The 15,710-nt window shown below is 44.9% G+C and carries 13 protein-coding genes and 1 pseudogene; 6 read left to right on the top strand and 8 right to left on the bottom strand.

What is annotated here, in order from left to right; translation table 11 throughout:
* Positions 1-57: 57 nt before the first annotated feature.
* The 7 genes from E5S67_RS23595 to E5S67_RS23565 all read right to left on the bottom strand — a co-directional run bounded on the left by E5S67_RS23595 (position 58) and on the right by E5S67_RS23565 (position 7,394).
* Complete coding sequence (locus E5S67_RS23595; RefSeq protein WP_172190799.1) at positions 58-1,674, bottom strand: diguanylate cyclase domain-containing protein; 1,617 nt, start codon at positions 1,672-1,674, stop codon at positions 58-60.
* A gap of 5 nt (positions 1,675-1,679) precedes the next feature.
* On the bottom strand, positions 1,680-2,495 hold the full coding sequence (locus E5S67_RS23590) for an alpha/beta fold hydrolase (protein WP_172190798.1): 816 nt from the start codon (positions 2,493-2,495) through the stop codon (positions 1,680-1,682).
* A 178-nt stretch (positions 2,496-2,673) separates the two neighbouring features.
* A complete protein-coding gene (locus E5S67_RS23585) occupies positions 2,674-3,072 on the bottom strand; it encodes an EAL domain-containing protein (RefSeq protein ID WP_339382703.1) in 399 nt (132 codons plus the stop codon).
* A gap of 422 nt (positions 3,073-3,494) precedes the next feature.
* Positions 3,495-3,659 carry a diguanylate cyclase domain-containing protein gene (locus tag E5S67_RS34860; protein WP_422614710.1) on the bottom strand — a complete coding sequence of 55 codons (165 nt, stop codon included), beginning with the start codon at positions 3,657-3,659 and terminating at the stop codon, positions 3,495-3,497.
* Positions 3,660-4,048: 389 nt separating this feature from the next.
* Entirely contained in the window at positions 4,049-5,611 is a 1,563-nt protein-coding gene (gene kaiC / locus E5S67_RS23575) for a circadian clock protein KaiC (RefSeq protein ID WP_172190797.1), read from the bottom strand.
* A gap of 340 nt (positions 5,612-5,951) precedes the next feature.
* A complete protein-coding gene (gene kaiB / locus E5S67_RS23570; protein WP_172190796.1) occupies positions 5,952-6,266 on the bottom strand; it encodes a circadian clock protein KaiB in 315 nt (104 codons plus the stop codon).
* A gap of 189 nt (positions 6,267-6,455) precedes the next feature.
* Entirely contained in the window at positions 6,456-7,394 is a 939-nt protein-coding gene (locus tag E5S67_RS23565; RefSeq protein ID WP_172190795.1) for a circadian clock protein KaiA, read from the bottom strand.
* 397 nt (positions 7,395-7,791) lie between these two features.
* Between E5S67_RS23565 and E5S67_RS23560 the strand changes: the two genes are divergently transcribed.
* From E5S67_RS23560 to E5S67_RS34555, 4 genes are all read left to right on the top strand, one after another.
* The gene (locus E5S67_RS23560; RefSeq protein ID WP_172190794.1) at positions 7,792-11,010 is read left to right on the top strand and encodes an ATP-binding response regulator; all 3,219 of its coding nucleotides are present in this window, start codon (positions 7,792-7,794) and stop codon (positions 11,008-11,010) included.
* Positions 11,011-11,221: 211 nt separating this feature from the next.
* A complete protein-coding gene (locus E5S67_RS23555) occupies positions 11,222-12,106 on the top strand; it encodes a tetratricopeptide repeat protein (RefSeq protein WP_422614709.1) in 885 nt (294 codons plus the stop codon).
* 233 nt (positions 12,107-12,339) lie between these two features.
* Positions 12,340-13,533, top strand: coding sequence for a glutathione S-transferase family protein (locus E5S67_RS23550; protein WP_172190793.1), 1,194 nt, complete (start codon positions 12,340-12,342; stop codon positions 13,531-13,533).
* A gap of 102 nt (positions 13,534-13,635) precedes the next feature.
* Positions 13,636-13,851, top strand: coding sequence for a hypothetical protein (locus E5S67_RS34555; RefSeq protein ID WP_339382700.1), 216 nt, complete (start codon positions 13,636-13,638; stop codon positions 13,849-13,851).
* 62 nt (positions 13,852-13,913) lie between these two features.
* On the opposite strand, the gene E5S67_RS23540 is transcribed toward E5S67_RS34555, so the two are convergent.
* On the bottom strand, positions 13,914-14,540 hold the full coding sequence (locus E5S67_RS23540; protein ID WP_339382702.1) for an ISAs1 family transposase: 627 nt from the start codon (positions 14,538-14,540) through the stop codon (positions 13,914-13,916).
* Between the two features lie 97 nt (positions 14,541-14,637).
* Here E5S67_RS23540 and E5S67_RS23535 point away from each other — a divergent pair, with 97 nt between their 5' ends.
* Both E5S67_RS23535 and E5S67_RS23530 read left to right on the top strand, forming a co-directional pair.
* On the top strand, positions 14,638-15,177 hold the full coding sequence (locus E5S67_RS23535) for a helix-turn-helix domain-containing protein (RefSeq protein WP_172190792.1): 540 nt from the start codon (positions 14,638-14,640) through the stop codon (positions 15,175-15,177).
* Positions 15,178-15,201: 24 nt separating this feature from the next.
* Positions 15,202-15,471 (top strand): annotated as a pseudogene (locus E5S67_RS23530) (transposase); the annotation flags it as partial.
* Positions 15,472-15,710 lie beyond the last annotated feature (239 nt).

Below are 15,710 nucleotides of genomic sequence, written 5' to 3'. Positions count from 1 at the left end.
TGACTGACTTGGAGAGACCGGGGACAAATTTTTGTCCTCGGTCTCAATTATTGTGATTTAAGCGTCAGTGTCAAAAATCGAATCGCCGCTGTAGTCGCAGATCCCGGACTGATTGCGCCCCTGTTCCTTGGCCCGATAGAGTGCACGATCTGCGATCGCAATCAAGTCAGCCGATGATAGTTCCGAAATCGGAATCAAGTTGGCGATACCCATACTAATAGTAACTAAGTCGCTCACATCAGAGGTTTTGTGAGGAATATTTAAAGCTTGAATAGCAGCGTGAATCCGTTGGGCCACCGAACTCGCTCCTTTAAGATCTGTATTGGGCAAAATGATGCCAAATTCTTCCCCGCCGTAACGCGCCACCAAATCCGCCGGACGGTACACCACCTCTTGTACAGTCTGAGCAAGTTTGAACAGACAATCATCCCCCATTTGATGACCGTAGCAATCATTATAACGTTTGAAATAATCCACATCAAACAACAAAAGAGAAATAGGTTTTTGTTCCCGGTAGAGCCGCTGCCATTCACGCTCTAAGCGGTCATTAAAACAGCGACGATTAGCAATTTGAGTCAACCCATCAATATTTACCACTTGTTGTAAGAGGTGAGTAGCGCGGGCTAGTTCTTCGTTAGAGAGTGCAAGTTGTTGATTAATTTCTCTCATGCGCGCTTGTGCCTGCTGCCTTTCTGCCAATTCGTTCTGCAACTTCTCAAAAACATCTGCTTGTTTAATGGCGATTGCTAAGTGATTAGCAATCTGTTTAACAAGGTCAACTTCAAAGTCTTCCCATTGCCGAGGAGCAGAACATTGATGAATACATAACAACCCCCACAAATCTTTTCCATTGAGCAACGGTGCAACTAAATTAGCCCGAACCGGAAATTGTTTCCAAATATCTCGGTAACAGTGTTGAAGGTCAATATTATTGATATCTTCTACTACCTGCATTCTAAATTTTTGATATAAATTAGGGTATAGTTCACCACAAGAATGGTCGTTAAATTGATTTCTGCTTACCAATTTACATCCTTCGCCTACGGATTCTGAAACAAACTCACCATATCCAAATTTACTGTCAGGATAGAACTTAAATATGCCGACGCGCTCGGCATCAAGAAACAGGCGAATCTCCTGCGAAGCAATCTCAAAAATTGTACACAAATCAAGAGATTGACGGATGTGTTGAGTAATTTCTTGAAGTAATATAGCCTTGTCGTACTGTTTCCGCAGAGCGATTTCCGCTTGCTTTTGGGCGATAATAGCTGCCTCGGCAGCTTTTTTTGCTTTGATAATTTCACCTTCGTACATGATACGCTGGCGGATACAGATCAAAATGCAATCGTTGACGAAGTTTTCTCCGTTCTTCCGACGCACGGCATTGATCAGCATGGGTATATCACTACCCTGCTTTGACCTTAATGAGAAGTAAATTTCCTCTACTTTACCGTGGAGCTTCAACAGGGGGAAGAAATGGGTTTGAAAGAAAATCCGGCTGGCGGTCGGCAGAATGGAATCTATTTTCCGTTCCCGCAGTTCATCGGTTTCGTGTCCGAGTAATTGCAGTAATGTGGCGTTGACCATTACGATCGTACCATCGTCAGCAAACGAGAGGAATCCACAGGGTGAAATGTTGAGTAGCTCGTCTATGTGGTCGGTCATGTTTGCCATACAAATCAGGTAGTATGAGGTACACTCAAATACTCCTTAATCATCTCGATCGTTTCTTGTGGATGACTCATGTGCGGGCAATGTCCCGTAGCTGTCATCAGCCGTAGCGTACTTTTAGGCAGGTGGTGGTGGACATAATGCCCTACCTCAGTGGGAGCGATCACGTCATCAGCACATTGCAATATCAGTGAAGGTACTGACACCTTGGGTAAATCACTGCGATTGTCCGAGTAAAAAGTCACCTCAGCAAAGCGACTTGCAACTACCGGATCGGTGGAGCAAAAACTTGTCTCAAGCTCCTCACTTAACTCAGGACGATCCTGATTCTGCATCACCATTGGCGCCATAAAGCTTGCCCAACCAATGTAATTTTTCTCCATGATATCGAGGAGCTCCTCAATATCTTTGCGCTCAAAACCTCCGTAATAATTTGGTAAATCATTAATGTAGCAGGGTGAAGGCCCTAGGAGAATCAGGCGATTAAAGTAATTAGGAGCTTGAATTGAGGACAGAATGCCGATCATACTGCTGACAGAATGACCGACAAAAATCACATCAGTCAAGGCTAATTCTCTACAGATATCGAGGACATCCTGAACATAGCCATAGAGGTCGCTGTACCGTTCATAACTGTAGGCACTAATATCAGAATTTCCAGAACCTACATAATCAAATAGGATAATTTTGTAGTCCTTCTCGAAGGCCTGTGTTATGAAACGCCACATATTTTGATCGCACCCAAATCCATGAGCAAACATCACGGTCTGGGTGCCTTGTCCAAACACTTTAATATTATTCCGTAAAAAAATATCTTGAGTCATGTGATCGACACGAGCATTAAGTTGATTATAAGACTTTTGGGCGCTTTTATAAGGATTGCTGATCCCAAATAGGGATAGACAACAATTCAGGATGTCAGATTAATTGAGTGGCAACCTCAGCACTGACAGGCTGGCTAAACATATAACTCTGACCGATTTCACAGCCGATCGCCTGTAACTATTGCAATTGCGTTGGGGTTTGAATTGCTTCGGCTATTGTTCTCAGATTTAAGCCATGTGCCATTGCAAGTAGGGCTTTGTCAATTCCGCGATCGCTCCGAGCGCTGGCGAAATCGCGCACAAATGAGCGATCGATCTTGAGCGATTTCACCGGAAAAATTTTCTGGTAGTTAAAATCAGCATAGCCAGTCCCCAAATCATCGACATAAATCCAAATACTACGCTCTAATAATAGGCTCAAAACATTGTATGTAATGTCAAAATTCAGCATCATTGCCGTTTTGATAATCTCTAGCTCTAGATATTTCGGCTTAATATCAGTGCGCTCAAGAATGCGATCTCTCTTAGTGATTAAAGTTGGTTGGATGAGTTGACGTGCCGACGGATTTACCGCGATATTAGGAAAAATTAGTCCGACTCTTAGCCCCTGCTGATATTGTCAACAAGCTTGCTCTAAAATTTATTTTCCCAATGGCAAAATCAATCCTGTTTCTTCGGCGATGGGAATAAATTAATCGGGAGGAATCCAACCTAGTTCAGGAGAATGCCATCCTAGGATAACTTAAACACCAGCAAGGCTACTTGTTTGCAAATAGAGCTGAGTTGCTCATACAGCAAGCATTCGCTTTCCCACAATTCAAGCGATGTTCGATCGCCAATGACCAGGGTATTCGGGCGTTGCTTAATCAGGGTATGAAAAAAATAACTTGAAAATCCCGAAGTTTTGTGGATACTGGTTTCTCTGACTTGCATATTGAGCCAGTCATACCCTAAATCAGCAACGCCGGTATTCGATTCGGGCGAAGGTATTGTTGCTGTCTAAAAACTATAGGTATTGCGCCCCGATCCTTTAACACGATTTAGGCCAATATCTGCATTGTTGAGCAAAGTATCAACATTCATTGCATCTTGGGGATATAGGGAGATACCAATACTGGTAGTGATGTGTAAATAATGATTTTTGATAATAAAATTAGTTCTAATGTTTTTGTAGAGGCAATCCCTCGTGGCTCCCCTAATCTAGGGGTAGTAGGGATAGGTACGACTCGGCACTAAGCTGCTAAGTCAGAAAGATTTTCTGTTATGTTAAAGAATCGGATGGGGACAGGATTTTATGATTTTTGAGATGTCATTTAAATATACAATTTAGAGGCACAACAGCTTACCCCTAGATTTTTACCACAACCTATTTAGTGGGATTGCTATAGCAGAAAGAGCTTATGCAGAAGGCAAGAAAAGCTCATATTTCAGCAATTAAGAACCTCCCAAATATTGTCGCGGTTGCTATAAATGTTCACAAACTCCTCAAATTAAAAAAGTTGGGTTTCCTAGCTCAACCCAACCTCATTTTAACGACGAATCACTGCGAACTCTCAAATATCCTCATCCTCTTGACCTTGCACACCCTGGAGAATCCGCGATAGCTCACTCTTCTCATTAATGGTAATCCGAGTCGGAGAACCGCTGATAATCCGTTCGTAACCGCGGAACGAATCTTTAATTTGTGGCCCTCTTTCAGTAATCGTGTATTCCCGAATCCCTTTGTCGTGCCACGAACCGCGCATCTTAAAGACATTAATTGCCCGGGACATTTCTCCTCGAATCTCTACATACTGCAGCATAATAATCGTGTCAGTAATCGTAGAAATATGGGAGTCCGTAATCGAATTAGAACCCATAAACTGGTCGCTTGTATTTGTAAAAAAGCCAGTTATTTCTTCCTGCTTCGCAAAACCTGTCACTCCGATCACAAATTGCCTAAAAGCATTATTACTGACACCCCTAGCTAAGGCCGACAGCGAGTCTATAGCAATTCGAGAAGGTTTGAACTCAGCAATTTCTGATTTAATAGTCTGCAAGTGGTCTTCCAAACCGGCAGATTCCGGGTAAGTACACAGCAGCTTTAGCAGTCCTTTCTGTTCCATTTCCTCAAAATCAATGCCCCAAGAATAAGCATTGCGGAACAACTGAGCCCGCGACTCTTCATAGGCAAAAAGCAGCGCCCGATTGCCATTCATACAAGCATTCTGCAAGAACTTGCTCACCAACAGCGTTTTGCCGGTTCCCGTGGCACCCGTAGCCAAAATAATCGAGTCTTTGAAGAAACCGCCACCGCACATCTCGTCGAGAGTTTTATCGCCCGAAGAAACCCGCACGTTTGAAGACTTTTGAGTTAATCGCATCGCCCCCAATGGGAAAATATTAATTCCGTCATTAGTCATAGTAAAAGGATATTCGCCTTTCATGTGAGTTGTACCCCGCAACTTCAAAATTTCGATGGTGCGGCGGCGGCGTTCTCCTTCCAATACGTTGCGAACAATCACCACATTATCCGACACAAACTCTTCCACTCCAAACCGAGCCACCGGGCCGTATTCTTCCACCCGTTCTGTAGTCATAACTGTAGTTGCTCCTACTTGTTTGAGGCGCGCAACTAAGCGAAAAATTTCTCGGCGCACTACAGATGCAGCGTCGTATTGCTGAAATACGGCTGTCACCGAATCTATAGAAACCCGCTTGGCTTTGTACTTGCGAATGGCGTACTGAATTCGCTCGATTAAGGCTGATAAATCAAAATTTCCTACGATATCTTGACCTTCAGGATCGGGAGAAGCGTCCAAAATAAATAGCTTGCCTTCATCGATTAACTGTGCGAGATCCCAACCGAAACTGCAAGCATTTTTAATAATATCTGTCGGAGATTCTTCAAAAGTTACGAACACTCCAGCTTCGTCAAAATGGGTAATTCCGTTATAGAGAAATTGTACGGCAAATAAAGTTTTTCCCGTTCCTGACGTGCCGCTGACTAGGGTGGTTCTGCCGACCGGCATTCCGCCGTGACTGATGTCATCGAAACCCTCAATCATCGTGCGAATTTTTTCAACTCCTGCCGTTACCAATCCTTGTCGTTGAACCGTTTGACTAATTTCATTCATGTCGATTTTTGTCAACTCTCAGTATTCTTTAGTTGTCACTCATTAACCGCCGATCATGAGTCTTTGTACCCAGCTTTTAGTTTTGGCTCTTGCTCAATAACTAATGACTGCTGACTGCTGACTAATGACCCCGCCCAAAAACAGATACCGTGCCACGTACTCCTGTCGTGGAGAGATCAAAATTTTAGACTCTTGTTCAAGCTCCCAGATTCATCTGTGGAGTAAATCTCAAATCTCAAATCGTTCGACTGAGCGCGACTCGACGGCTAGACTGAGCGCTCGCCGAACGTCTCACGCCGAAGTCTCAAATCTAAAATCGACTGACTCTCACCTGATTATCTTATGAATTCAGGTCCTCTTCGCGAAGTTCTTCATAGAGCAAATCTAATCCTATCAGAACTTTCTCGCGATCGGACAAATCGCCAATAATTTTTCGCACCGGCGGCGGCAGGATTTTTGACAGCGTTGGGGTTGCCAATATTTTGTCCTCTTCTGCTAGCTGAGGATTTTTGAGAACGTCTATGACTTTCAGCGCATAGACTCCTTGAAATTCTTGTTCTAAAATGTCCTTGAGGGTTTTTAAAGCTCGCACGGAGTTGGGAGTATTACCCGCAACGTACAGCTTCAGAACGTAGGTTTTCTTCAGAGAACTCATGAACTTTTTTTAATGTTGAGTATTAGTTGTCAGATGTTAGTTATAGTTGTTATTTCTATTGAATCCGCTGTTCTTTGTTATTTTATAATAATTTCAGCCTCGCGATCGCGCGGCCGTTTGTCTTTTCCTTTCTTCTTTGTTAAATTCTCTCTTCTACCTTCTTCTTTATTAAATTCTGCCCAATCCCTTCTACCTCTTACCTTGAGATGCCTCTTTCGGAATAGATCGTCTGTACATCTCGCACATATGAGCGATCGCGTCAATCAGAGTCAAGCGGTAATCGAGCAATATTTCCTCGTTGCGCCCTTCTAATTTTAGCTGTTTAGCAAACTCGTCCATCAATTCCATGTGAATTTCAACAATTTGAGTGACTGGAACGTCAGCAAAAAAAGCCAAATTCACAAATTCATCTATTTGATTATTGACCGGAGTATCTTGAGAAAAATAATTCAAAAGGATGTGGCGATAACTTGACTTGAGTTGATCCAAAAACTTTTGCTTATCTGCTCCAGACAGATTTCGCAAAAAAATCTGGGAATTTCTTTTATAATAGATGCCCAAGTATCCTAATCGCTCCCGTAATTTTTCCGCAAGTCGCCGCTGCTGTCGGCTTAGCAAACTTTGAGCAGTTAATTGGGCCGTTGCATCGACCGTTGCGGATTGGTAATTGACAGGAACCGGAGTTGAAAGTTTCAAGAATTGTGCGATCGCCCGATCGATACCTGAACCTATTTCGCTCGATCGAGCGATTGCCAGTTGCACCTCAGCAGGGTGATAAAAAAAAGCACAGCTTTCCTCTTGGCTCTTGTTGGCGGAACTGGCTGCGGTATCAAAACCAGGTGAATATGATGGTGCTTCGGGCATTTCTTCCACCCCGGGCTGGGGCGAAAAAATTACCGCAGGCAAAAAGATCGATCGTTCTTGCAGCTTGCCCAGAAGTGATCGCAGATCCCCATCCACCTCAAAAATCAAACAATCAAGGTGGTAATTCTGCTTAAGGAACCCCAAAAACTCCACGACCGACTTAATGTGCGTTAAAGCATAGCGATCGCCCCTCAAAAGCTCGATCGCGGAGGCTGCGATTTCCTCAGAGCGGACAAAAATACCGATAGACAGTTGGGGAAGCAAAGCTGTAGGTGCACCACCTAAGTTGCCCGAAAGTGCTGGATCGCTCAGAGTTGATATCTCCTTTACAAAAAACTTAACATTTTAACAATCATCTCAACATTTATTTTAACCAATCTTAACCGCAAAATAAGCGATGTACTTGCATCACAGGAATAATCGGAGTTGTACTCCTTTGTTTTTGTGTCAAGCACCCTGAGCTTGATTTCTGCAATTAAGCTTAAGCCTTAAAATAATTGCTAGCCGCCTCAAATCAGGTGCAGGCATCGAACTCCCAGGTTTCGGTGCAGATCCCCGGCATACTAGCAAACTGATATAAAACAAATAAGGTACAGAAATCCTCAGCTACATTACGTCTCAAAAATATTACTGCTATGTATAGCAGACTCTCAGGTTTGTTATGTCAACCACCAGCCCCAGTCTCAAAAATTTTATCGAGCCAGTGCCGCTGTGCCTCCAAACTGCGGCGCTAGAATCGCTGCAGTCAATTTTCAGATCCAGTAACTGCGATCGAGTCGCAGTAGTCAACGAACAGCTACAGCCCCTGGGATTAGTTTACCTGCGCAGCCTTTGGGCCCGCGCGGCCGATCGTACAAACGACGGGCAGCAACCTTTGTCAGAAAGCCACATCGCGATCGAACCAGTCAGGGCATTACCCGCAGCTCTGAGCGTCAGCGAATTCTGGCAGTACCTGCAAACAGAGGAATTGAACACCCCAGCCCGGTCAAGCCCCCAAACCGCCTGCAGCTCCTCAAACAGCCCGATCGCCCTCACAGATGCCAGCGGTAAATTTTTAGGAATGCTAGACAGCCTGAGCCTGCTGCAATTCGCCGCACTCAACAGCAGCTCGATCGGCAGCCTCACAGAGCCGCCAACAGCAGTCAAAGAAATCGAATTAAGGCCGATTTCCGAAGCCATCGCCACGGCCCTAGACGCTCAAGTGCGCTTTCTAGAAGCAGGATTGAAACCCTCGGAAAACCTCAACTCCCTCGTCCAACTGTTGGAAAAACTGCCCCTGCCCCTGAGATTGCAAACCCCCACCGCACAAATAGTCAGCCAAAACGCAGCGTGGCGGATTTTGCTGGGAGCAGGCCCGGAACCAGTTCCAGAACCAGCAGCAAATTTGGGCAAACACTCGCCCCACAAACCCAGCCATTTAACAACCGAATACAAGAGCCTGCAGGTAGATCCCATCACCCAAGAGTGCATGAGCCTAGTAGGAGCAAGTAGATCGGGCGATCGCGATTCAACCCCAGCCACCAGTTGCCCGCTGCCCCTGTACGCCGCCGCATCCCCCTCAACCTTAACCGCTCCAGCTTGGTGCCCCACTGCCGGCAAACCAGACACCTACATTTGCGAGTGCCCCGTACAAAAAGGTCAAGAACGGATCTGGCAATTTGTCAAACAGCCGCTCTCAGACAAGCTAATTTTAGTAATGGGACAAGATGTCACCGAAGAACATTTAGTAGCCAAAGAACTAGCAGCGAAAAACGCAGATTTAATTCACCTCAACCGACTCAAAGACGAATTTTTATCCTGCATCAGCCACGAACTAAAAACCCCTCTCACCGCCGTCCTCGGTTTGTCGAGCCTCCTCAAAGATAAATTGATCGGAGAACTCAACGACCGCCAAACACGCTACGCCAAACTAATCCATAAAAGCGGGCGGCATTTGATGACAATAGTTAACGACATTTTAGACTTGACCCGGATGGAAACCGGGCAGCTCGAACTAATTCCCGAACCGATCGAAATAGCAGCTACCTGCAAAAGAGCCTTTGAACAAGCAAAACAACTGCAACAGCAAGAAGAAAAAGCCCCTCCGGAGCCGAGCAAAACAAACGGCGCAGCAAACGCCGAACCCTCCGCCCAAATAGAATTTACACTCGAAATAGAACCGGGACTGAGCCACTTAATTGCCGACGAACTGCGACTGCGGCAAATGCTCGTCAACCTCCTTTCCAACGCCCTAAAATTCACCGAAGCCGGCGGCAAAATCGGATTGAAAGTAAATGTTTGGGAAGGCTGGCTCGCATTCACAGTTTGGGACACCGGCATCGGTATCCCCGCCGACAAACAGCACCTGATCTTTCAGAAATTCCAACAACTAGAAAGCCCCCTCACCAGGCGCTTTCAAGGAACCGGACTGGGACTGGTACTGACTCAACGCCTAGCTCGGCTCCACGGCGGAGACGTTTCGTTTATTTCCTCAGAAAACCAAGGCTCTCAATTTACCCTGCTACTGCCGCCAAATCCTCCGGGAAAGAGCGAAGAAGTCCCGGCATCTGGAGCCGCCGAGGAAGAATTATTAAAACCCCAATATCAGATTCCGATCGCCAATTCTCGCTCTCGTTTAGTATTAATAGTCGAAGCAGTTCCTAAATATATCGAAGATTTAACCAACGTCCTCTCAGGTTTGGGCTACCAAGTAATAGTCGCCCGTTCCGGCACCGAAGCCTTGGAAAAAGCCCGCAGGTTCAGTCCCGAAGCGATTTTCCTCAACCCGCTGCTGCCGCTGCTGTCCGGTTGGGACGTGCTGACGCTGCTCAAGAGCGACCCGGATACCCGATCGATTCCGGCGATTGTCACGGCCACCAGAGGCGAAAAAGAACGGGCCAGTGTCAACAGAGCCGAAGGCTTTTTGAGCTTGCCGATCGAAGAACCCGCTTTGCGGCGGCTGCTGGCCGACTCGATCGGCCACAGTAATGGCAGTACCGCCAAGGTGAGGAGTTCTTTAACTGTATTGTGGCTCAGCCCGCAAAACAGTTCCTCTCAAGGCTCCGCTTTACTCCTCAACCCCACCCACTGCCGCGTTTTAGAAGCAGACGACCTCGGCCAAGCAGAAGTCGTTGCCCGAATTTGGCGGCCCGACGCGATCGTCTTGGACGGTACGAGTCAACTGCAAAACCCCTTAGCTTTTATCGAACAGTTAAGTCGGTCTCGAAATTTGGGCTCTCTCCCCTTGGTGACTTTAGACCCCGCAACTACGCAACTGGCAAATCAAGTCAAAGGATTGTCCGTATTTCCCTGTTTGGCCAATGGCAGTGAAACCTCAGGCACTGGGTTGGTGGTGTCTGCCTTGTGGCAAGTGATTCAAGTAGCTGCTGGCATGAGTTGGAAGCCCAGCATTTTATTTGCCGACATTTCGACTTTACCGGATTTGCACCGAACTTCTGGGGGGAACCCGACGGGAGAATTGGAAAATCGCGATCGATCGACCAATGCCGAGATTCCTAATTCCAATTCCAAGTTTTCTACTCCCAACCTTCAAGCTTTGATTCAGTACATCCAAACAGCAGGATTTCGAGGGTCGATCGCTCCCTGCTGGACAGAAGTTTTACAGCAGTTGCAATATCAAAGCGTTGACTTAGTTTTGCTGTGCTTGCGAGATGCCCCCTCAGAATCAACCGCTATGCTGCAGGCGCTATCGAACCTCCGGGAAATGCCAGTAAAATTGCCGATTTTAGTCTGGGATTATCGGTCTGCTGTAAATTCGGAATCCGAGGCGATCGACTTTCTGCTGCAAGAAGTCTCTGCCAAGATTTTGCCTTCTTCCTTGTCGGCAGCACAATTATTAGACAAAATTCAACAGACTTTATTAACTCACTCAAGTTGCTAAAAATGAAGAATTTACCCGGTTTTTAGAGAAGACTTCAGTCCTCTCTAAACCAGTAAAGAAAAACTATTATTCCTGAGTGCAAACAGAATTTGGGAACTATTTAACTGAAAACCTTGAAGCGTTGCGAGTCAGAAAGCAATATCAAAACTCAAAAATATGGGTTATTATAGGCGATCGAGAAACCTTTATATTTTTTGCTGGGGCTGATCGCGTGCCTAATCGGATTCCTCTACTATTATCTCTGCTACTCGCACTCGGTTTGGGAGCAATGCCCGAGCCTGCTGTCGCACAGGCACTCCTGCCTTACACTCTCCAAATCGACTCGGCCCAACTCGAACAAACGGCCTTGAGCCTTGCAGAAGAAGCCGTCCAGCTAGCCAGACTCCAGCAGTACGAACTTGCCGTACCCAGAGCCGAACTCGCGACACAGTTAGCCCCCAAGAATGCTCAAACTTGGACTTTGTTAGGCAGCTTGTATCTTCAAGTCGAGCAGTTTGACAAAGGCATTGAAGCTTTGGGGCAAGCTCAATCTCTGTCGCCAGAAAATGCTTCAATTAAATTTGTATTGGGTGAAGCTCACTTTCGGAAAGCGAACTACGAGAAAGCAGCCGAATATTTGCAAGCAGGGTTGAAATTAAAACCAGATACTCCAGGTGCATTATTTGATTTAGGCAATGCTTTTTATAAGCTAAAGCGGTTCGATCGGGCGATCGCCCAATACGAAAAAGCTTTTGCTTTAGAAAAAAACCTGTGGCCCGCTATTAATAATATCGGATTAGTCAAATACGAAATGGGAGATGCCGATGGCGCTATCAAACGCTGGGAACAGGCGATTGCGATCGACAACAAAGCAGCAGAATCAATGCTAGCTCTAGCAGTGGCACTCTACACCAAGGGCGACCAAGAAAAAGGTTTAGCAATGGGAGAAGCCGCCCTGAAATTGGACAAACGCTATGCCACTGTAAATTTTCTCAAAGAAAACCTCTGGGGCGATCGCCTGATCGCAGCTACCCAAAACTTCCTGGCCACTCCCCAAATTAAAGCAGCACTAGCCAAAATTGAAGACGCGCCACCGTCTCCGCAAATGTCGCCTTAATTCTAGTTACGTTTGTAGTGAGGACTTGAGTCCTCAAAGCCTTTTTTAACTCAGAACCAACTATCTTATTCAGGACTAAGACCAAAAAATAGTTGAATGCGCTATGGGTAAGGGTAAGGTGCGCACTGCGCACCCTACAAATAGAGTTGGTGCGTAAGTTCTATTATTACCGCGAAGAAATCGCTGTCTTCAATTCTCCACTCTAAAATCTAAAATCTAAAATCTAAAATCGCATGACCCCCCTAAGCTGGACAGAATTAGAAGCCCTCACAGACTTTGAAGTCGATCGCGTCAACGGGCCAACTAACGCCCAATCCTGCTTGCGCCTCTTCGGCAAAACCGAATCGGATGTGCGAGTCACCCTGTACCGCGACAACCACGCTTGGTGTCCCTATTGCCAAAAAATCTGGCTGTGGCTGGAAGAAAAACAAATCCCCTACCGTATTGACAAAGTTACCATGTTCTGCTATGGGGAAAAGGAAAGTTGGTACAAGCGGAAAGTGCCATCGGGAATGCTACCGGCGATCGAACTAGATGGCCGCATCATCACCGAAAGCGATGATATCTTAATCGCCCTCGAACGAGTCTATGGCCCCTTGGGTTTGGGCATGGAAAACCCGGCAGTAATACCCCTGCGGCGGTTAGAGCGACTGCTGTTTAGAGCCTGGTGCACCTGGCTGTGCTACCCAGCAAGTTCAGCCAAAGCAGAACAACACAACCGCGAGCAATTTATCAGCGTCGTCACCCACGTAGAAAAAGCTCTGGCCAGCACTCCGGGGCCTTATTTCCTTGATGAATTTGGCACTGCGGATGTCATCTTTACGCCCTATGTCGAACGGATGAATGCCAGTCTTTACTACTACAAAGGCTACTCGATGCGGGAAGAAAACCCGCGCTTTGCTGACTGGTTTGCAGCGATGGAAACCCGCCCTACCTATCGCGGCACTCAGAGCGATTTTCACACCCACGTCCACGATTTACCGCCTCAGATGGGCGGCTGTTATGAAAACGGCGAACCTCAGATGCTACTCAATAAAGCCCGCGTGGATAATGGGCCTTGGGCTGGGCTCCCGGATGTGATGTATCCAGAACCGGAAACCTCCCGCGCTGAAGCACTTCATCGCGTCATTAAGCACCAGCGCAACATCGTTCGAGTCAATCCTGCTGATGACAAGTTATTCGATGAGGCTTTGCGTTGTGCTTTAACTTTGATGATGACTGGCGAAGTTTGTACGCCGCCGGCTGGTTCTGATGCGGCTTTGCGGTATTTGCGCGATCGGGTAAATGTGCCCCGTGATATGTCGATCTACGCGGCCAAGCGATTGAGGGAAGCGTTGGAGGAAACAGCGGCTTTGGTGGGTGATGGCCAAGGTTCTCCGATTCTGCTGAAGCATCGGCGAGATCAAGATCCGGCTAATTTTGTGTAGAGTGAGTCTGGTGGATTTGCTCAAAGATTTCTACAAACACGACATCAGAGATTTGTAAGGTACGATCGGATTATTTCCTAGACTGTTTCAGAGGCTATGGGTATGGTTTCAGTATCCAACAACCAACCAATCATTATTCGTACAGAGCGCGGACTGACAATTTCAGGTACGCGCATAACTCTCTATGATGTGATCGGGCTAAACGCATCTAAATTAAGTTGGCAGAAAATCATATTTGTGCGTGAGTCTTTTTCTGAAAACATCATTCTTAAAACTCTTAAATGCGATGGAATTAACCCAGTAAAAATCGAGCTTTAAGAACTTCTGAACTCTCGAAGCTGAATCAATTTAGATCGGAAATCTGTTTGAGTTTTCGAGCGTTAACTGGCAGAGTTTAAGATTTGGACTAAATAATTATTATCCATTCCCGCCAGATATCGCTTCATTTTTAAACTTCCTTTAAATCCTTTTTCTTGTTTCAGTAAATTGATGGCTAAACGACGTAGAAGAGCAAAGTTTTCAGGAGAATTATCTTTACGAATCCGACTCTTGTCTTCACAAAAAGTAACATCCAATGTCCAATGTAAGCTATTTTCTATACCCCAATGACTGCGAATTGCTTGAGAAATCTTCTCGGCATTACTGGCTAAACTACTCAAATAAAAGCGAACTTCTGTGGTTGTTTTATTCCACAAACGTCTTTCACTTACGATCATCACAACCGTTTTTAATCCAGTCCATAATGATTGATTATGAAGAGATGGAAGCTCTGAGACTGCCACCGTCCAAATTTGTCTTTTTTCAACTCGATGATGCCCGGCTTCTCTTTGTTGATAATAGCTATGCTCTCTGCCACTAAACTCTTCTTTTCGAGCTAATTCACACCAGTTTTTTACGTCCTCATGAAGAAGTTTTTGATTCCCTTTTAGCGCTAAAAGATAATTTCCTTTCTTCTTAATTATGAGCGCTGCTATTTCTTTCTGACATCCCAAAGCATCAATGGTTATTATAGCAATCCTAAATGATTCGTAAAAATTTATAATTTATAATAGTTAGGTCTTTTGTTAATATTTATATGGGGAATATAGCGTGAAATAGAACAATATGTCTGAGCAGCAAAATCTCAAAGAATTAAGTGATTTTATCGATAGCAACCCTGAGCCTAGAGAACAGAAGCGAGCCATAGCTATAATGATGTGGATTGAGGGTGTGCCTGGTGCTAAAATTCAAAAAATATTAAATGTATCAGCAGCATTTATCAGTCAATGTAAAGCAAAATTTATTAAGAATGGGGTGAAAGGATTAAGACTGAAACATCAAGGGTCAAAAGCCTATCTAAATCAATCAAAACGAACAGAGATTATCAAATATTTAAATGCTCAAGAGTTTTTGAGCTTACAGGAGCTTCGAGAATACATAGAAGACAAATATGATGTTCGTTTCAAATCCCATCAAAGTTATTATCAATTATTTGATGAAGCCGAGATTAGCTGGAAGAAAGCTCAAAAAAACAATCCCAAAAAAAACGATAAATTGGTAGAAGCTCATAAGATAGAAATAGAGAAAATTTTAGAAGAAAACAGAGAAGAAATAGAAGCTGGAAGACTTGTGGTATATATGATCGATGAATGTCATCTACTTTAGGGAGATGTCTGTGGATATGTTTGGGGAAAGACTCAGATAAGAGTAGAAGTACCCATGACAAATCAGAGAGAAAGGCAAACATATTTTGGCGCTCTCAATTATCAAACAAAACAATTTTTTGTGCAAGAATATGGAGCCGGAAATTCAGCAAATACAGTGTTGTATGTAAAATACCTTCAAAGTCTAAATAAAGGAGCGAGAATTTTGATATTTTGGGATGGGGCAAGTTATCATAAATATGGAGAAATGCGAGATTATCTGGGTCTGGTTAATCAAGATGCGAGAAAAATCTGAATGGTCGATCAAATGTGAATTATTTGCTCCTAATGCACCTGAACAAAACCCTGTAGAAGATATTTGGCTTCAAGGCAAAAATTTTCTGAGAAAGCATTGGTATCTCTGTAGAAGTTTCCCACTTATTAAAAAACTATTGTAAGGATTTAGGTCTGAAAGAAGGGAATAAGCTCAGGCCGAGTCAAGTCACAAGAATGGGCAGAAATAGCCTCACGGAAAAAAGCCATTACTCAACGAGC

Origin of the sequence: Microcoleus asticus IPMA8 (assembly GCF_013179805.1) — a bacterium.
GTDB classification, from domain to species: domain Bacteria; phylum Cyanobacteriota; class Cyanobacteriia; order Cyanobacteriales; family Microcoleaceae; genus Microcoleus; species Microcoleus asticus.
The sequence above is the reverse complement of the archived record's forward strand: the minus strand, read 5'-3'. Positions and strand labels throughout refer to the sequence as shown.